We start from the raw sequence: 17119 nt of genomic DNA, 5'->3' as shown, positions 1-17119 counted from the left end.
GATCGATCCTGGGCGCCGCCCATGGATCGACCCCTGATCCCGACCTGATTTCGAGCCGACACATCACACGAGCGCCCGGGAGGATGGCGCCACGGACTCGAAGGAGACAGCCATGACCGTGAGCTTGAGCACCCCCGCCCTGGCGGCCCGCCCCATCCGCGTCTTCGTCGCGGAGGACCACCACATCACGCTGTGGGGACTGCAGCAGCTGATCGACGCCTCCCGTCCGCGCATGGCGATGGCGGGTTGCGCGTCGACGCTGGACGAGCTGTTGCGCCATGACGAGCTGCCCGGCGCGGATGTCCTGCTGCTGGACCTGGACCTGGGCGGCGAGGATGCCGGCGCGGCGCTGGGCGCGCTGCGCCAGCGCGGCGACGCGCGCGTGCTGGTGCTGACGGGTGCCGACGACGCCGAGCTGCATCGCGACGCGGTGATGCGCGGCGCGCGCGGCGTGGTGCACAAGTCGGCGCCCGCGGCGACCATCCTGCGCGCCATCGAGTGCGTGAGCAGCGGCGAGGTCTGGCTGCACCGCGCGCTGCTGGGCGAGGTGATGAGCCGCTTGACCGATGGCGGCGCGGCGCCCAAGCCGCGCGACCCCGACGCCGAGCGCATTGCCACCCTCACCCCGCGCGAGCGCGAGATCATCGAGGTGCTGCTGCGCAACGCCGGCGCCAAGCTGCTGTCGGCCGCCGACACGCTGCACATGAGCGAACACACCCTGCGCAACCACCTGACGACGATCTATTCCAAGCTGGGCGTGCGCGGCCGGCTGGAACTGCACGTCTATGCCGCGGCGCACGGGCTGGACCGCCCCGCGCCGTGCCGCGCGGCGGGGGGAGCAATGTCCTAGGCCGGTGGCGCGGCGCCTCCCTGGCGCCTGGCGGGGTCGGAGATCACGATGAACTCCCGATCTCCGCGAGGTCCCCATGCCGCAGCTCCGCCTCCATGCGCCCTTCTGGCCCCCGCGCCCCCCCGCGGCCGCGGTCCCGGGCCCGGCCGCGACGCTCCGGCCGTCCCGCCCCGCCGAGCGCGGCCACCTCCGCGACACCCCCGACGCCCCTGACGCCCTGCGCGCCGAACGCCTCGAGCGCGACGAGCCCGCGTACGCGGACAGCGGCCTTGAGACGGACGACGACACCGTCTACTGCGCCCGCTCGCGGCGCGACGCCTTCGCCGAGCTGCTCGACGCGGCCGTGCCCGCCGGCGCGGCCGCGACCGATCCGCTGGCCTGGGTCTGGCTGCTGACCTTCGCCCTCGCCGCGGTCGACCTGGCCTGGATGCTGCTGGAGGGTTGGCAGGTGGTGCCGCGCGATCTCGCCGTGGTCGGGCTGGCGATGCTCGGGCTGGGGGCGCCGCTGGCCCTGCGCCGCTATCGCCAGGATCCGCGCCTGTCCGTCACGCTGGAGAGCGCGGTCGTGCTGCTGCTCTTCCAGGCCGTCGCGGCCTGCCTGAGCTATCTGCTGGTCTCGCTGGCCCCGCCGCTGGTCGACGCGGCGCTGGCGGACTGGGACGCGGTGCTGGGCTTCGACTGGCCCACGCTGCGCGTGCTGACGGAGCAGGCGCCGGACGCGGTGCGCGCGGCGCTGCGCCTGGGCTACAACAGCGGCCTGCCGCAGATCCTGGTGGTGGTGCTCTACCTGGGCTTCAGCCTCCGCGGCGACCCGCTGCGCGACTTCATGCTGCGCTACACGGTGGTGACCGTGGCGGTGATCCTGCTGTCCGCGCCGATGCCGGCGGCGGGTGCCTGGAAGTTCTTCGTCGGACCGGACTCGGCCGGCGCGGCCAACCTCGGGCATTTCGAGGCGCTGCGCGACGGCACGCTGCGCACGCTGGCACTGAGCCAGATGCAGGGACTGATCTCCATGCCCTCGCTGCACGCGGCCATGGCGGTGCTGCTGGCTCACGCGCTGTGGGCGACGCCGTTGCGCTGGCCCGCGCTGCTGCTCAACCTGCTGATGCTGGCGGCCACGCCGGTGTGCGGCGGTCACTACCTGGTGGACGTGCTGGCCGGCATCGCGCTGGCCCTGATCGCCATCGCCTGGCGTCCGGGGCGGCCGACGCCCGCGCGCCCCGTCCCCTCCGATCCGAGGAGCTCGTGATGTCCCTGTCCCTCACGCCTCCGGGCGGCACGCCCCGCCCGCGGTCCGGCCGCCGCGCGCCCGCCTTGCGCCTGGTCAAGCCCGCGCCGGGCGGCACGAACGGCGCGACCGCCCTCGACGCTCCGACCGACATGACCGACCCGGTCGGCGCACCCGGGATGGCCGGGTCGACCAAGACACCGACGGACATCGATCGCCCCGCGCCCCGCGATGCGAAGACGGCCGCGGCTTCCCCGCGCCGGACGCCCGCCGCGCCGCGCCGCGAGGGCCGCCTGACCGAATGGCTGCTGCGCAGCTTCGCGCTGCTGGCCCTGGCGCTCGTCGTGTCGCGCTGGGGCTACGCCTGGTGGCAGCAGCCGACGCGCGGCACCTTGCTGCTGCTGGTCATCGCCGAGGGCTACACCCTGATGCTGGTGCTGGTCGCGCGGCGGGCCTCGCAGCGCGACCTGTCGATCCCCGCCCTGGCGGCCACGCTCTACGCGACCAGCTTCGTCGCGCTGCTCTCGCCGAACGGCACGCGGGCCTTCGCGCCGGAATGGATCGGCGCCGCGCTGCAGCTGGCGGGCCTGTGCTGGCAGTTCGCCTCCAAGATCACGCTGGGCCGCTCCTTCGGCCTGCTGCCGGCCCAGCGCGGCCTGGTCATGCGCGGCCCCTATCGCGTGGTGCGCCATCCCATCTATCTGGGCTACCTCATTGGCCACGTCGGCTTCCTGCTGGTCAACGCCTCGCCACGCAACGCGCTGGTGCTGGCCGTGCTCTACGTCGCGCAGGTCGTGCGCATCCGGCGCGAGGAGGCGGTGCTGAGCCAGACGCCGCTCGACCCCGGCGCCACCGGCACCGCGGGCACCGAGGCCGACACGGCCTCGGGCGACTACGCCGCGTACCGCCGCCGCGTCCCCTGGCGCCTGCTGCCCTTCGTCTATTGAGGCGGACCACCATGAGTCCGACCCCGCTCTCCCTGCCGATGGCCGCGGCTCCGCCTTTCGGCGTGCTGCTGGTCGACGACCAGCAGACCGTGCGCGACGGTCTGTCGCGGCTGATCGCCTGCACGCCGGAATCGCTGCACTGCGTCGGCACCGCCGCCACCGGCGCGCAGGCGCTGAGCGCCGCGCGCGCGCTGCGACCCGACATCGTCATCCTGGACGTGGATCTCAACGGGGAGGACGGCCTGAGCCTGCTGCCCGAGCTGCTGATCCGCGCCCGCGTGCTGGTGCTGACCTGCCATGGCGACGGCCCCACCCGCGACCGCGCGCTGCGCCTGGGCGCCGGCGCCTTCCTCGAGAAGCACCGTCCCGCCGCGGAGCTGCTGGGCGCGCTGCTGCGTCTGGGCGCGCTCGGCCGGCCGGCGGGGCAGGACAAAACTCCCCCCCTGCAAGGGTCAAGCTCCCCCCTGCCGATGGCGCCATCCTCCGGCGCGCAGGGCAAGCGCGATGCCTAGAGTCAGGGCCATGGACAAGCCACACGGGCCCGGCCCGAGGTCCCCGACTCCCGAATGACGCGTTTCGCCGGCCGGCGTCCCAGAACAGGCCGACGGGGTCCGGTTCCAGCCCCGATGGAACCAGCCAACGCGCCCAGGTGCGCTTTCCCTCACTCCCCCTTTGAAGGAAACGTCATGCAGCTCTTCTCCCTCTCCAAGATCGTCCGCGCCGTCAAGACCTTCGGTCAGGACGAAGAAGGCGTGACCGCCATCGAGTACGGCCTGATCGCCGCGCTGATCGCGGTGTTCATCATCGCCTCGGTCACCCTGGTCGGCTCCAAGCTGTCGGCCCTGTTCACCTACGTCGCCAGCCAGCTGGCCGCGGCGACCTGAGCGGCCTGGCGCGGTCGCGAGGTCCATCGCCACCGCGCCATCGCCGGCTCGCCCGCCCAGCGACGCCCACCGCCGACCACCACCACCCTCACCGTGTCATCAGGAGCTCCCCATGAACCTGATCCATCGCTTACAGGCGCTCGTCCATGACGACGAGGCCGTCACCGCGATCGAGTACGGCCTGATCGCCGCGCTCATCGCGGTCTTCATCATCGCGTCGGTCGCCCTCGTGGGCTCCAAGCTCGACGCGATCTTCTCGGCCGTCGCCAGCGCGGTCGCCGCGGCGATCTCCGTCTGATCCCCCGGCCCACGCCGCCCGACGGAACGCCGCCATGCAGGCCTCGCTCTTCACCGCCGTCGCCCTCGCGACCCTGGCCGCGCTGCTTGCCGGCGCGGCGGCCAGCGACCTGCGCCGGCGGCGCGTCGCCAACCGCTGGCTCGCCGCCGGCGCCGTGGGCGCGCTCGCGCTGCACGCCGGCGCGATGGCCGCGGGGCAACCCGCCCTGTCGGGTCCGCACTGGTGGTCGCCGCTGCCCGGCGCCGTGCTGGGCCTGACGCTGATGCTGCCGCTGTACCTGATGCGCGCGATGGGCGCCGCCGACGTCAAGCTGATGGCCGTCGTCGGGCTGTTCCTCGGCGTGCCGACCGTGGCCCTCGCCGTCATCTACACCATGCTCGCCGGCGGTCTGCTGACGCTGGCCAGCCTGCGCGAGGCCGGCGTCGCCACCCGCCTCGTCGCGAACCTGCTCGGCAAGCCCGTGACGCTCACGGGCGCCAACCCGGAGGCCGCGCCCGCTGCCGTCGACACCCCGCTCACCCGCACGGCCGCGCGCCTGCCCTATGCCGTCGCGATCGCGATGGGCACGGGCGCGGCGCTGCTGCTGCCCCGGCTGGCCTAGGAGCGCGCCATGGGACTGGTCCACTTCCCCCACGCGCTGGCGCCCCGCACGAGCTCGATCGCCTCGCTGCTGCCGCGCGCGCCGCAGACCCTCGAGGAGACCGGCCTGCCCGGCCCCTTCCTGGCCGACCTCGTCGCCAAGACCCTGCTGCAGGCCGCGGGCGCCAAGCTGGTCGAGCTCGCCACCCGGCTGTGCCTGGGCGGCGCGCTGGTCGGCGCGGTCTGCCAGGCGATGCGGCGCGACGGCCTGCTCGAGGTCTCGCGCCGCGGCGAGCAGGAATCCGACGTTGTCTTCGAGCTGACGCTGGCCGGCCGCGCCCGCGCGCTGGACGCGTTCTCCCGCAGCGCCTACGTCGGCCCGGCCCCGGTCACGCTGGAGGACTACGCCGCCCGCGTACGCGCGCAGACCCCGTCCGAGCCCGTCACCCTGCGGCTGGCGCGCGCCGTCTTCGCCGACCTGATCCTGGCCGACGAGCTGGTCGACAAGCTGGGCACCGCGATGAACTCGGCCCGGCCCCTGCTGCTGCACGGCCCGGCGGGGTCGGGCAAGACCTTCATCGCGCGCAGCCTGCAACGCCTGCTGCCCGGTCCGATCGCGATCCCGCACGCGGTGCTGGCGCAGGACGAGGTCATCCGCCTCTACGACGTGCAATGCCACCGACCTCTCGATGCCGACGACGCCGCGCTGGCCGCGCGCGCGCCGCTGGACAACCGCGCCCGGCCCGACGCCCGCTGGGTCGCCTGCGAGCGGCCGGTGGTCTCCTGCGGCGGCGAGCTGACGCTGGAGATGCTGGACCTGGGCTTCGATCCGCGCGCCGGCTACTACGAGGCGCCGCCCCACCTGAAGGCCAGCAACGGCCTGTTCATCGTCGACGACCTGGGCCGCCAGCGCGTCACCCCGCGCGAGCTGATGAACCGCTGGATCGTCCCGATGGAGCGCCGCCACGATCACCTGACCCTGCGCGGCGGCGCCCGCGTCGAGGTGCCTTTCGAGATGCAGCTGGTGTTCTCGTCCAACCTCGCGCCGGGCGCGCTGGACGACGCCTTCCTGCGCCGCATCGGCCACAAGATCGAGGTCGGTCCGGTCGACAGCCACGCCTACGCGCGCATCTTCGCCAGCGCCTGCGAGGACGAGGGCCTGCCGCTCGACGACGAGGCCCTGGAACACCTGATCGAGACCCTGCACGGCGGCCGCGGCCGCGCGCTGCTGGCCTGCCATCCGCGCGACCTGCTGCGCCTGGTCGCCAGCCGGGCCCGCTACCTGGAGGTCCCGCCCTCGCTCGATCCCGGGCTGATGGACTGGGCCTGGCACACCCTGTTCGGCGACGACGGCGATGCCCGCCGCGACGCCGCCGCCAGTGACTCCCCGAGGAGGTCGTCATGAGATCCCGTGGTCTGCTCATGCTCTTCATCGCCGCGATCGCCGGTCTGGCCGCGGTCATCATGGCCGCCCGCTGGATGCAGGGCCAGAACGGCAACCAGGGCCGCATCGCGGTGGCGAACGCCGACATCGAGCTCGGCGGCCGCATCTCCCGCGAGATGGTCCGCATGACCGACTGGCCGCAAGGCAGCGTGCCGGCCGGCGCCTTCGAGGATCCGGCCGCGCTGGAGGGCCGCGTGGTGCTGGTCTCCATGCAGCGCGGCGAGCCGCTGACCGAGGCGCGCCTGGCGCCCGTCGGCACCAAGGGCGGCCTGTCCGCCGTGGTGCCCAGCGGCAAGCGCGCGATGGCGGTGCGGGTCAACGACGTGGTCGGCGTCGCCGGCTTCGCGCTGCCCGGCACCTATGTCGACGTGATGGTCAACACGCAGGACGAGAACGCCGCCCGCGGCGACCGCGACCACTCCATCTCCAAGATCGTGCTCGAACGCATCCTGGTCCTGGCGGTGGCGCAGGAGGCCGACCGCGACACGACGCGGCCCAAGGTCGTCAACGCGGTGACGCTGGAGGTCTCCCCCGACGAGGCCGAGCTGCTGGACCTGGCGCGCAGCGTGGGCACCCTGTCCCTGGTGCTGCGCAACCAGACCGATCCCAAGACCATCACCGCCGGCACCGGCGCCACCAAGGCCGCGCTGCTGGGCCTGAAGGCGCAGGCGGTCCCGGCCTCCGCTCCGGCGCCCGCGCCGGCCCCCCACCCCGTCGCGGTCCGCCGCGCCGCGCCCGTGGCCTCGCCGGTGGCCGCCGTCTCGCGCGGCAGCTGCGTCGAGCTGATCCGCGGCCTCGACAAGGTCACGGAGTGCTTCTGAGCACGCCGCCCCAGGGAGAACGTCATGACCACGACCCAGCCCGCCTCGCCCTCGGTCCGCCGCTCGCGCCAGGGCGCGCGGCGTGACGCGACGACCACGCCGCGCGTCCCCTCCGCCTCGCCGCTGGCGATGGCGCCGATCGCCCTGGCCGCGCTGACCTTGGCCCTCGCGTCGGCGGCCGCCCTGGCCGCGCCCCCCGCCGCCGGCACCTCCGCCGCGATCGCCGCGACGCGTCCGGCCGCCGCGCCCGGTCCGGTGTGCTCGCGGGTCGACGTGGCGCCGCTGGTGACGGTCCCGGTCGGCAAGTCCACGCTGGTCAAGCCCACCCAGCCCATCGCCCGCATCCTGCTGGGCAATCCCGACAACGCCCGCGCCGCGCGCCCCGCCGAGACCGCGCCCAAGAAGGACGAGGCCGCCGCCAAGGCCCCGACTGCCGCGCCCGAGACCCGCCCCGGCGTGGCCGAGGTCGACGTGGTGCTGCTGGCCCCGACCGAGATCTACCTGCTGGGCAAGAGCATCGGCTCGACCAACGTCGTGATGCTGGACCGCACCGGCGCCTGCACCTCCTTCGACGTGGTCGTGGGCATGGACACCGCCGCGCTGCAGGACACGCTGCGCCAGTTGCTGCCGGGCGAGCCCGGCATCCGCGTGTCCGCCGCCTTCGATTCCATCGTGCTCGCCGGCGAGGTCTCGGACAGCGAGGCCCTGAACCGCGCCATCGACCTGGCCACCGCCTACGTGCGCGGCGACGGCAAGGCCGGCTCGGCGCGCGTGGTCAACATGCTGCAGGTCGGCGCGCCTCAGCAGGTGATGCTGGAGGTCAAGGTGGCCGAGGTCTCCAAGTCGCTGCTGGACGCCTTCGGCATCGACTTCTCGCGCGCCTACGCGCCGGGCGACGGCTCGATGGTGCGCTTCCTGGGCGGCATCTTCGGCGGCGCCACCGGGCTGCTGGGCCAGATCAGCGGCACCGGCCCGACCGGCGTCCCCTTCAGCTCGGTGGACGCGGTGGTCGGCGGCACGGTGCCGCTGGGCGGCATCAGCGGCGGCAACGTGACCGTCACCTACGACACCCAGGGACGGCCGACCTACACCACCACCTACGGCACGGTCCCCGGCCGCAACGCGACCAACGCGCAGCTCAACATGCAGAAGACCGACGGCCTGGTGAAGGTGCTCGCCGAGCCGACCGTCATGGCCATCAGCGGCCAGACCGGCAGCTTCCTGGCCGGCGGCAAGATCCTGATCCCCGTCGTGCAGAACAACGGCGGCAACGGCGGCAGCACGGTCACGCTGGAGGAGAAGGAATTCGGCGTCTCGGTGAAGTTCACGCCCACCGTGCTGGGCGGCAGCCGCATCCACCTGCGCGTGCGGCCCGAGGTGTCGGAACTCAACGCCACCGGCGTGCAGATCAGCGCGGGTTCGCTCAACTCGGTGCTGCCCTCCTTCACCTCGCGCAAGGCCGAGACCACGGTGCAGCTGATGGACGGCCAGAGCTTCGCCATCGGCGGGCTGATCAAGAACAACACCACGACCAACATCAAGGCCTTCCCCTTCCTGGGCGAGCTCCCGGTGGTGGGCGCGCTGTTCCGCAGCACGCAGTTCCAGACCGACCGCTCGGAGCTGGTCTTCGTGATCACGCCGCGCCTGGTCAAGCCGCTGCCGCCCGACTACCGCCTGCCCACCGACAACTACACACCGCCCACGCGCGGCGAGCTGATCCTGCAAGGCCGGCTCGAAGGCAAGCCCCCGGCCAAGGACGACAAGGCCGCGGCCGACGGCGCCGCGCCCGCCCTGCCGGCGACGAAGACCCAGTCCCCCGCCAAGGGCGGCTTCGACAAGGAGTGACCATGATCCGCGACGACCTCCCCGGCGCCCTGACGCCGAGCCTGATCGCCCTGGCCGCCGCGCTGCTGTGCGGCTGCGCGGCCACGACGACACCCAAGACCGACCGTCAGTTCAGCGACGCCACGCGCGCGCTCTTCGCGCAGCAGGTGCTGGATCCCAACGCGCCCGCGCGCAACGCCGCGCTGACAACCCGCACCGACGGGCGCCTGATGCGCGAGGCCGGCGTGCGAGCTGTCGACTCGTACAAGGCGCCGCCGCCCAGCAACATCATCAACATCGGCGTGGGCGCCGGCGGCACGGACCGCTGAGCCCGCGCCCGCAGGGAGACCGCCATGTCCGCCCGCCCGCATCGTCGTGTCCACCGCGCCTCGCGCGAGCGCTCGCGCGGCGCGGTCGCGATCGTGGTGGGCCTGCTGCTGGCGGTGATGGTGGGGTTCCTCGGCCTGGCGGTGGACGGGGGCCGGCTCTACCTGGCCAAGACCGAGCTGCAGAACGCCGCCGACGCCTGCGCCCTGGCGGCCAGCTACGAGCTGACCGGCGCGCCGACCATCCCGGCCGCGGCCTTCCCGCGCGCCGAGGCGGCCGGCCGCACCATCGCCAAGCAGAACCGCGTCGCCTTCCAGGGCTCCGCGATCACGGACGCGGACATCACCGTCGGCTTCGGCAGCTCGTTGGCCGCCGGCAGCCTGTGGAGCTCGGCCGGCGCGGCCTCCGCGTCCTCCAAGTACGTGCGGTGCACGCTGACGCGCGGCGGCTTCGCGCCCTACTTCATGCGGGTGCTGGGCCTCGGGGCCAGCAGCGTCCAGGCCCTGGCCACCGCCACGCTCACCCCGGCGCAGAGCAACTGCGCCGTGCCGCTGGGCGTGTGCAAGGCGGCGGGCTCCAGCGCCAGCTCCTCGCCCCCCTTCGGCCTGACGGCGGGCGCCTGGGTCAGCGGCCGCTTCAAGGACGGCGGCGGCAACTGGAACTGGATCGACTTCAGCCCGCCCAGCGGCGGCGAGAGCGAGCTCGCGGCCCTGCTCACCGGCAACGGCATGTGCTCGCTGAACGTGACCACGCCGGTGGGACAGCCCGGCAACATGGGCAACGCCGCGGCCAAGGCCTGGAACTCGCGCTTCGGCCTGTACCAGACCGGGTCGACCAATGTGACCAATGCGCCGCCGGACTTCACCGGCTACGCCTACACGACGACCGACTGGCCCTCGGGCAAGAACGCGATCGGGGACTTCATCACCCGGCGCGCCTCGCACACGCCCTACGGCAGCACGGTCGCGGCCGGCAACACCATCACCGGGCTGTCGATCAGCAACGCCTACAACCCGACGACGACGGTGGCGCAGCACACGCAGTACGGCGCGGACCGCCGGCTGGTGATCGCGCCCATCATCGATTGCAGCGCGCTCTCCAGCGGCTCGCACACCACGACCGTGCAGGGCTGGGCCTGCGTGCTGATGCTGCAGCCCATCGACAGCCCCAACGACACGCTGAACATGGAGTACATCGGCCTGTCCAGCGCCATCGGCAGCCCCTGCGCGTCCTCGGGCGTGGCGGGCGATTCCACCAGCGTGGGACCCATGGTCCCGGCGCTCGTCCAGTGAGGCCGGCATGCGACTCGAATCGACCATGCGCCCCACCGTCGAGGCGGACACTCGTCCGGCCCTCGAGGCGACCGGCATCGACGCGGCGCCCGCCCGCGTCGGCCGGCGGGCGCGCAGCCGCGGCGTGGCGGCGGTGGAGCTGGGCCTGCTGATGACGCCGCTGCTGCTGCTGGTCTTCGGCGCGAGCGAGCTGGGCCGCGCGGTCTTCAGCTACAACATGCTGGACAAGTCGGTGCGCGACGCCGCGCGCCACCTCTCGCAGCACGGCCCCGGCGACGCCACCATCGCCGCGCAGGCCCGCTGCCTGGCGGTCTACGCCACCACCGACTGCAGCGGCACAGCGCTGCTGCCCGGCCTGACCACCGCCATGGTGAGCATCTGCGACGCCTCGCTGTGCCCGGCGACCAACGCCAACCAGCTCACCGGCAGCGGCACCGTCAACCTGGTCACCGCCAGCATCAACAGCTACCCCTACACGTCGGTGGTCGGCTTCGTGATCCCGAGCATGAACTTCAACACCATCACGGTGACCATGAGGGCGCAGCTGTGAACCCCCGTCGCCTCACCCGCCAGGATCGTTCGCCGCGCGGCGCGCAGCGCGGCGCGGCCGCGGTCGAGTTCGCGCTGGTGAGCGTGCTGCTCTGCATGCTGGTGATGGGCGCGGTGGAGATGGGCCGGCTGCTGTGGACCTGGAACGCCGCGGTCGAGGCCACGCGCTACGGCGCGCGGCTGGCCGTGGTGTGCGACATGAACGACAGCCACATCAAGTCCCGCATGATCGGCCGCCTGCCCACGCTGGGCACGGCCAACATCACGGTGTCCTATCTGAACCCGCCCAACGCGGTCAACACCTGCACGTCGGTGGACTGCAAGGCGGTGATGGTCTCGCTGACCGGCTACACCTACAAGGCCATCATCCCCTTCACGCCGCTGACGCTGACGCTGCCGGCCTTCGCCACCACGCTGCGCAAGGAGTACATGAGCAGCGCTTCCAACGAGGTGTGCCAGTGAGAGTCAAGATCGTCACCCCCGACGCCGCCCACGCCCGCGCGTGGCTGGAGGCCCTGCGCGCCGATCCCGCCTTCGCGGTGGGATCCCTGGAGAAGCCGCTGCGCGAGGTCAACGCCATCGTCAACGGCAGCCGGCCCGACCTGCTGCTGGCGGAGACGGCCTCCACCGAGGACTTCCTCGCGCTGGAGCGCCTGGCCACGCAGCACCCGGAGGTCGACGTGGTGCTGGTGGCGCCGGAGCTCTCGCCCGACCTGCTGATGCGCGCGATGCGGGCCGGCGTGCGCGAGGTGCTGCCCGCCGCCGCGCCCGGCGACGCGGTGCTCGCCGCCCTGCAGCGCCTGCGTCGCAAGCGCGGCGCGGCCGGCGCGGCGGCCGCGCCCGAGCCGGTGCGCAATGGCGAGCTGCTGGCGCTGGTGTCCTGCAAGGGCGGCAGCGGCGCGACCTTCGTCGCGGCCAACCTGGCGCATCTGCTGGCGGCCGGCGGCCGGCGCCGGGTCGCGCTGATCGACATGAACCTGCAGTTCGGCGACGCCGCGCTGTTCCTGGGCACGCAGACGCCGCCCAGCCACGTGGCCGACGTCGCGCGCAACATCGCGCGGCTGGACGCCGACCTGCTGCAGTCCGCGATGGCCGAGGCCGGCCCGGGCCTGTGGGTGCTGGCCGCGCCGGAGGATCCGGCCCACGCGGCCGACGTCACGCCCGCGCAGGTGCAGGCCATCCTGCGCCAGGCGCGCGAGAGCTTCGATTACGTGGTGGTGGACGTGGGACGCTCGCTGAGCGCCGTGACGCTGGCGGCGCTGGACCAGGCCGACAAGCTGTTCGCGGTGCTGCAGCTGACGCTGCCCTTCATCCGCGACGGCAAGCGGCTGCGGGACGTGTTCCGCTCCTTGGACTATCCGGCCGACAAGGTCCGCTGGATCGTCAACCGCCATCACAAGGACAGCCAGTTCAGCCTCGAGGACCTGCGGCGCACGCTGGGCATCGTCGAGCCCATCGTGCTGCCCAACCACTACGAGGCCGTCGCCGGGGCGGTCAACCAGGGCGTGCCGGTCGAGACCATCGCGCCGGGCAGCAGCATCGCCAAGGCCCTGCGCGAGCTGGCGCAGCAGATCGCGCCCGAGGCGCCCGCACCGCAGCGCGGCTGGCTGTCGGGCCTGTTCCGGGGAGCATCCGCATGAAGGAATCCATGACCCTGCGCGAGCGCCTGGGCGCCGCGGCCGCCGGCTTCCTGCCAGGTGGCATGAACGGCGCCGACGGTCCGCCCGAGGAGGCCGCCGGCGCGCCGACGCAGGCCTACCAGGCCACCAAGACGCGCATCCACCAGCTGCTGCTCGGGCGCCTGGACCTGGAGGCGATGGACGGCCTGGGCGCGGACACGCTCAAGGAAGAGCTGCGGCAGATGGTGGAGCGGCTGCTGTTCGAGGAGAACCTGGTCCTGAACGCCGCCGAGCGGCGCGCGCTGGTGCGCGACATCCAGTACGAGATGCTGGGCTTCGGCCCGATCGAGCCGCTGCTGGCGGATCCGACGGTGTCGGACATCCTGGTCAACACGCATGCGCAGGTCTACGTGGAGCGGCGCGGCCGGCTGGAGCTCACCGACGTGCGCTTCGCCGACGACGACCACCTGCTCAAGATCATCGACAAGATCGTCTCGCGCATCGGCCGCCGCGTGGACGAGGCCAGCCCCATGGTGGACGCGCGGCTGCCGGACGGCTCGCGCGTGAACGCGATCATTCCGCCGCTGGCCATCGACGGGCCCATCCTCTCGATCCGGCGCTTCGCGGCGGTTCCGCTGAAGGCGGACAACCTGATCGAGCTGCGCTCGATGTCGGCGGAGATGGCGCGCTTCCTGGCGGCGCTGTCGCAGTCGCGGACCAACATCCTGATCTCGGGCGGCACGGGCTCGGGCAAGACGACGCTGCTGAACATCCTGAGCGGCGCGATCCCGCACAGCGAGCGCATCGTCACCATCGAGGACGCGGCCGAGCTGCAGCTGCAGCAGCCGCACGTGGTGCGGCTGGAGACGCGGCCGCCCAACATCGAGGGGCGCGGCGAGGTGGCCCAGCGCGCGCTGGTGCGCAACGCGCTGCGGATGCGGCCGGACCGCATCATCCTGGGCGAGACCCGCGGCGCCGAGGCGCTGGACATGCTGCAGGCGATGAACACGGGCCACGAAGGCTCGATGACCACGGTGCACGCCAACACGCCGCGCGACGCGCTGGCGCGGCTGGAAAGCATGATCGCGATGGCGGGCGTGGACCTGCCGGCCAAGGCGGCGCGGGCGCAGATCGCCTCGGCCATCGGCGTGATCGTGCAGGCCAACCGGCTGTCCGACGGCACCCGCAAGCTCACCAGCATCCAGGAGGTCACCGGCATGGAAGGCGACACGGTGACGCTGCAGGAGATCTTCTCCTTCAAGCAGACGGGCGTGGGCCCCAATGGCGCGGTGCAGGGCTTCTTCAGCGCCACCGGGGTGCGGCCGCGCTGCTGGGACCGGCTGTCGGCGCGCGGCATCGACCTGCCGCAGACGCTGTTCACGCCGATGCGGGTCGAGGTCTGAGTCCGAGTCCGACGCACGGGAGCCCATCATGGACCTGAGCCTGATCCTGTTTTCCGGCGTCGCCTTCCTGGCGGTGCTGCTGGCCATCGAGGGGCTGTACATCCTCTGGGCCTCGCGCCACAGCGCGGAGGCCAAGCGCATCGCCGCGCGGCTGTCGGCGCTCTCGGGCGAGAACCCCGCCGGCGCCAGCAGCAGCATCGAGCGCGCCCAGGCGCAGGAGCGGCTGCCGCGCCTGAACGCGCTGCTGGCCCGCACCGGGCCGGGCCGCAAGATGCGGCGCCTGACGGCGGCCGCGGCGGTGACGGCGTCGGTGGCGGAGCTGATGCTGCTGTCGCTGACGCTGGGGGCCTGCGGGCTGCTGCTGCCGATGCTGCTGGGCAAGCCCATGGTGGTGGGCCTGGGGCTGGCGCTGGGGCTGGCGGTGCTGCCGTGGTGGCGCGTGGCCTCGCGCGCCACCGAGCGCACCGCCCGCATGGAGCGCCAGTTCCCCGAGGCGCTGGACCTGATGGGGCGGGCCATGCGCGCCGGTCACGCCTTCCCGTCGGCGATCCGCATGGTGGCCGAGGAGATGCCCGCGCCGCTGGGCCGCGACTTCCGCATCCTCTTCGACGAGATCAACTACGGCGTGCCCGCCAACGACGCGCTGACGCGGCTGGCGGAGCGGGTGCCGATTCCCGACGTCAGCTACTTCGTGGTGGCGGTGATGATCCAGCGCGAGTCGGGCGGCAATCTGGCGGAGCTGCTGGACAAGATCTCGGCGCTGGTGCGGGACCGGCTGCGCCTGCTCGGCGAGGTCCGCACGCTGTCGGCGGAGGGGCGGCTGTCGGCCATGATCCTGACCGCCCTGCCCTTCGGCGTGGCCATGGTGGTGAACCTGCTCAATCCGGACTTCATGGCGGTGCTGTGGAGCGACCCGCTGGGCCTGCGCATGGTGGGCGTGGCGCTGTTCATGATGGCCGTGGGCATCCTGTGGATGCGCCGCATCATCCGCATCCGCGTCTGAGCGGGCGCGGACACCGGAACCCCGGGACACGAGGAGACGCACGATGACCGCGATGCAGATGGGCGTGCTGGCGATGGTGTTCGTGGTGGCCGTGGCCGCGGTGCTGGGACTGGGCGCGCTGGTGCGGCCCGACCCGGCCCGGCAGCGGCTGCGCGCGCTGACGGGCGACGCGCGGCGGCGTGGCGGCGGCGGCGAGCGCGCGATGCAGGTGGTGGCCGAGCTGACCAAGCCCATCGGCAAGCTGTCCATGCCGGAGGAAGGCTTCGAGCAGTCCAGCCTGAAGCTGCGCTTCTCCCACGCGGGCATCCGCAATCCGGCGGCGCCGGCGGCCTTCTTCGGGCTGAAGACGCTGCTGACGCTGGGGCTGCCGCTGGCGGGATTCGTCCTGATGTCCATGAGCGGCGAGGCGCCGCGCGGCGCCTCGCTGGCGATGCTGCTGCTGGTGCTGGCCTCGGTCGGCTACTACGGGCCCAACATCGTGCTGAACAAGCTGGTGAGCACGCGCCAGCGCGACATCTTCGAGGCCTTCCCGGACGCGCTCGACCTGATGACCGTCTGCATGGAGGCGGGCCTGGGCACCGAGGCCGCGATGCTGCGGGTGGCGGACGACCTGCAGCTCAAGAGTCCGGCCCTGGCCGACGAGCTGAGGCTGGTGAACCTGGAGCTGCGCGCCGGCGCCGATCGCGAGCGGGCCCTGCGCAACCTGGCGATCCGCACTGGCGTCGAGGAGGTGGACGGTTTCGTCACGATGATCAGCCAGGCGGAGCGCTTCGGCACCAGCATCGCGGCGTCCCTGCGGATCCATGCGGAGATGCTGCGAACGCGCCGTCGGCAGCGGGCCGAGGAGGCCGCGTCCAAGATCGCGCTGAAGCTGCTGTTCCCGTTGATCTTCTGCATCTTCCCCGCGTTGATGGTCGTGCTGATGGGGCCGGCCATGATCCAGATCTATCGCGTGCTGCTGCCCACCATGGGCGGCAACTGAGCCCCGACCAGGAGACCGTCATGCGCGTGCAATCCCGCTTCCCGCCCCCGCTGCCGCTGGACGAGGTGGACATCGAGATCGGCCTGGATCCGGTGGAGGCGGCCGGCCTGCGCGGCGTCCCGTCGGCCGCCCGCGATGCGGGGCGCGGGATCGTCGCCGAGTCCGCGTCGGACTTCGCGCCCATGGCGCCGGTGGCGCTCGCGGCGAGCCTTGGGCGGCGGACCTCGCCGGCCTCGCGGATGCCGGCCTTGCGGACGGTGGCCTGCGCCTCGGCCTGCGGGCTGACGCTGGTGGGCTGCGCGATGTGGCAGGACGAGCCGGCCTCCGGCAAGCCGCGTCCGTTGACGATCGAGCCGGTCTTCCATGTCGACGACGCGCCGCTGCCGCTGGAGGCCTACCTGGCGACGGCGCGCTACTTCGAGGGTTCGCGCGACTGGCCGCGCGCGGCCGAGGCCTATGCGAAGGCGTCGGCGCGGGATCCGTCCAGCGTCGAGGCCCTGGACGGACTGGGCCGCATGCTGGCCGCCGCCGGCCGGCTCGACGCCGCCGAGATGGCGCTGCGTCGGGCGGTCGAGCTCTCGCCCGGTCGCGCGCGGCCGCGCAACAACCTGGCCTATGTGCTGCTGCTCAAGGACCAGCCGCAACCGGCGCTCGCGCTGCTGGACGAGGCGCTGAAGATCGATCCGGGGTCGGCCCGGGCGCGGGAGAACCGGAACGAGGCGCTGGTGAGGCTCGCCGCGATGCCCGCGAAGGCGGTCGCCTCGAATCCACCGATGGAGCCCTCGCCCGGCGTGGTCGTCGAGACGCCGCCAGCGCAGTCGCAGTCGCAGTCGCAGTCGCAGTCGCAGTCGCCGACAGTCTCTCCGGTCGAGCTTGACGTCGAGGCGCAGGGCGCCGGAAGACCCTCACCCCAGCCCTCTCCCGCCCTGCGGGAGAGGGAGCAAGACGCCTCGCCGCGACAGGGAGTGGAGGAACGGACATTGCGGGAGAAGGAGCCACTCCCACTTTCACTCCCACTCCCACTCTCACTTTCACTCTCACGTCCACTCCCACCAGCACTCTCGCGTCC

Annotated in this window: 19 protein-coding genes; all 19 read left to right on the top strand. The window is 72.9% G+C overall.

Going from position 1 to position 17119, the window contains the following annotated elements:
- The first annotated feature begins 112 nt into the window (after positions 1-112).
- Entirely contained in the window at positions 113-850 is a 738-nt protein-coding gene (locus MCHT01_RS17620; RefSeq protein WP_067066915.1) for a response regulator transcription factor, read from the top strand.
- Between the two features lie 76 nt (positions 851-926).
- Positions 927-2099, top strand: coding sequence for a phosphatase PAP2 family protein (locus MCHT01_RS17615; protein WP_067066913.1), 1173 nt, complete (start codon positions 927-929; stop codon positions 2097-2099).
- Positions 2099-3025, top strand: a complete 927-nt coding sequence (locus tag MCHT01_RS17610; RefSeq protein WP_067066911.1) for a methyltransferase family protein — start codon at positions 2099-2101, stop codon at positions 3023-3025. Before MCHT01_RS17615 ends, MCHT01_RS17610 begins: the two co-directional genes overlap by 1 nt.
- A gap of 11 nt (positions 3026-3036) precedes the next feature.
- Positions 3037-3537, top strand: a complete 501-nt coding sequence (locus tag MCHT01_RS17605) for a response regulator transcription factor (protein WP_084452874.1) — start codon at positions 3037-3039, stop codon at positions 3535-3537.
- Between the two features lie 174 nt (positions 3538-3711).
- A complete protein-coding gene (locus tag MCHT01_RS17600) occupies positions 3712-3909 on the top strand; it encodes a Flp family type IVb pilin (RefSeq protein ID WP_067066907.1) in 198 nt (65 codons plus the stop codon).
- Positions 3910-4021: 112 nt separating this feature from the next.
- On the top strand, positions 4022-4207 hold the full coding sequence (locus tag MCHT01_RS17595; RefSeq protein WP_067066905.1) for a Flp family type IVb pilin: 186 nt from the start codon (positions 4022-4024) through the stop codon (positions 4205-4207).
- 34 nt (positions 4208-4241) lie between these two features.
- On the top strand, positions 4242-4808 hold the full coding sequence (locus MCHT01_RS17590) for an A24 family peptidase (RefSeq protein ID WP_067066903.1): 567 nt from the start codon (positions 4242-4244) through the stop codon (positions 4806-4808).
- Between the two features lie 9 nt (positions 4809-4817).
- On the top strand, positions 4818-6191 hold the full coding sequence (locus tag MCHT01_RS17585; RefSeq protein WP_067066901.1) for a DUF8689 domain-containing protein: 1374 nt from the start codon (positions 4818-4820) through the stop codon (positions 6189-6191).
- Entirely contained in the window at positions 6188-7051 is an 864-nt protein-coding gene (cpaB, locus tag MCHT01_RS17580; protein ID WP_067066899.1) for a Flp pilus assembly protein CpaB, read from the top strand. The genes MCHT01_RS17585 and cpaB overlap by 4 nt, the downstream gene beginning before the upstream one ends.
- Before the next feature lie 24 nt (positions 7052-7075).
- Positions 7076-8896: a type II and III secretion system protein family protein gene (locus tag MCHT01_RS17575; RefSeq protein ID WP_245643400.1), complete on the top strand. Its 1821-nt coding sequence runs from the start codon at positions 7076-7078 to the stop codon at positions 8894-8896.
- A gap of 2 nt (positions 8897-8898) precedes the next feature.
- Positions 8899-9204, top strand: a complete 306-nt coding sequence (locus MCHT01_RS17570; protein ID WP_067066897.1) for a hypothetical protein — start codon at positions 8899-8901, stop codon at positions 9202-9204.
- Positions 9205-9228: 24 nt separating this feature from the next.
- Entirely contained in the window at positions 9229-10494 is a 1266-nt protein-coding gene (locus MCHT01_RS17565) for a pilus assembly protein TadG-related protein (protein ID WP_067066895.1), read from the top strand.
- 7 nt (positions 10495-10501) lie between these two features.
- The gene (locus tag MCHT01_RS17560; RefSeq protein ID WP_245643398.1) at positions 10502-11044 is read left to right on the top strand and encodes a TadE/TadG family type IV pilus assembly protein; all 543 of its coding nucleotides are present in this window, start codon (positions 10502-10504) and stop codon (positions 11042-11044) included.
- A complete protein-coding gene (locus MCHT01_RS17555) occupies positions 11041-11505 on the top strand; it encodes a TadE/TadG family type IV pilus assembly protein (RefSeq protein ID WP_067066893.1) in 465 nt (154 codons plus the stop codon). The genes MCHT01_RS17560 and MCHT01_RS17555 overlap by 4 nt, the downstream gene beginning before the upstream one ends.
- Positions 11502-12683, top strand: a complete 1182-nt coding sequence (locus MCHT01_RS17550; RefSeq protein WP_067066891.1) for a CpaE/TadZ family protein — start codon at positions 11502-11504, stop codon at positions 12681-12683. Before MCHT01_RS17555 ends, MCHT01_RS17550 begins: the two co-directional genes overlap by 4 nt.
- Positions 12680-14065 (top strand): TadA family conjugal transfer-associated ATPase, encoded by a 1386-nt coding sequence (locus MCHT01_RS17545; protein WP_420541769.1) that lies wholly within the window; start codon positions 12680-12682, stop codon positions 14063-14065. Before MCHT01_RS17550 ends, MCHT01_RS17545 begins: the two co-directional genes overlap by 4 nt.
- Positions 14066-14093: 28 nt before the next feature.
- Complete coding sequence (locus tag MCHT01_RS17540) at positions 14094-15068, top strand: type II secretion system F family protein (protein WP_067066889.1); 975 nt, start codon at positions 14094-14096, stop codon at positions 15066-15068.
- 43 nt (positions 15069-15111) lie between these two features.
- The gene (locus tag MCHT01_RS17535) at positions 15112-16050 is read left to right on the top strand and encodes a type II secretion system F family protein (protein WP_067066887.1); all 939 of its coding nucleotides are present in this window, start codon (positions 15112-15114) and stop codon (positions 16048-16050) included.
- A 20-nt stretch (positions 16051-16070) separates the two neighbouring features.
- A partial coding sequence (locus tag MCHT01_RS26325; RefSeq protein ID WP_148661588.1) for a tetratricopeptide repeat protein occupies positions 16071-17119 on the top strand: 1049 nt, incomplete at its 3' end.

The organism is Mitsuaria chitosanitabida ATCC BAA-476 = NBRC 102408, from assembly GCF_001598255.1.
Classification (GTDB): Bacteria; Pseudomonadota; Gammaproteobacteria; order Burkholderiales; family Burkholderiaceae_C; genus Roseateles; species Roseateles chitosanitabidus.
Note: the sequence above shows the minus strand (reverse complement) of the source record. Positions and strands in the feature narration are given on the sequence as shown.

Bases quoted from the DNA above. Each gene is read 5' to 3' on its own strand.
- MCHT01_RS17620 (WP_067066915.1), top strand. From the start codon at position 113: ATGACCGTGAGCTTGAGCACCCCCGCCCTGGCGGCCCGCCCCATCCGC.
- MCHT01_RS17615 (WP_067066913.1), top strand. From the start codon at position 927: ATGCCGCAGCTCCGCCTCCATGCGCCCTTCTGGCCCCCGCGCCCCCCC.
- MCHT01_RS17610 (WP_067066911.1), top strand. From the start codon at position 2,099: ATGTCCCTGTCCCTCACGCCTCCGGGCGGCACGCCCCGCCCGCGGTCC.
- MCHT01_RS17605 (WP_084452874.1), top strand. From the start codon at position 3,037: ATGAGTCCGACCCCGCTCTCCCTGCCGATGGCCGCGGCTCCGCCTTTC.
- MCHT01_RS17600 (WP_067066907.1), top strand. From the start codon at position 3,712: ATGCAGCTCTTCTCCCTCTCCAAGATCGTCCGCGCCGTCAAGACCTTC.
- MCHT01_RS17595 (WP_067066905.1), top strand. From the start codon at position 4,022: ATGAACCTGATCCATCGCTTACAGGCGCTCGTCCATGACGACGAGGCC.
- MCHT01_RS17590 (WP_067066903.1), top strand. From the start codon at position 4,242: ATGCAGGCCTCGCTCTTCACCGCCGTCGCCCTCGCGACCCTGGCCGCG.
- MCHT01_RS17585 (WP_067066901.1), top strand. From the start codon at position 4,818: ATGGGACTGGTCCACTTCCCCCACGCGCTGGCGCCCCGCACGAGCTCG.
- cpaB (WP_067066899.1), top strand. From the start codon at position 6,188: ATGAGATCCCGTGGTCTGCTCATGCTCTTCATCGCCGCGATCGCCGGT.
- MCHT01_RS17575 (WP_245643400.1), top strand. From the start codon at position 7,076: ATGACCACGACCCAGCCCGCCTCGCCCTCGGTCCGCCGCTCGCGCCAG.
- MCHT01_RS17570 (WP_067066897.1), top strand. From the start codon at position 8,899: ATGATCCGCGACGACCTCCCCGGCGCCCTGACGCCGAGCCTGATCGCC.
- MCHT01_RS17565 (WP_067066895.1), top strand. From the start codon at position 9,229: ATGTCCGCCCGCCCGCATCGTCGTGTCCACCGCGCCTCGCGCGAGCGC.
- MCHT01_RS17560 (WP_245643398.1), top strand. From the start codon at position 10,502: ATGCGACTCGAATCGACCATGCGCCCCACCGTCGAGGCGGACACTCGT.
- MCHT01_RS17545 (WP_420541769.1), top strand. From the start codon at position 12,680: ATGAAGGAATCCATGACCCTGCGCGAGCGCCTGGGCGCCGCGGCCGCC.
- MCHT01_RS17540 (WP_067066889.1), top strand. From the start codon at position 14,094: ATGGACCTGAGCCTGATCCTGTTTTCCGGCGTCGCCTTCCTGGCGGTG.
- MCHT01_RS17535 (WP_067066887.1), top strand. From the start codon at position 15,112: ATGACCGCGATGCAGATGGGCGTGCTGGCGATGGTGTTCGTGGTGGCC.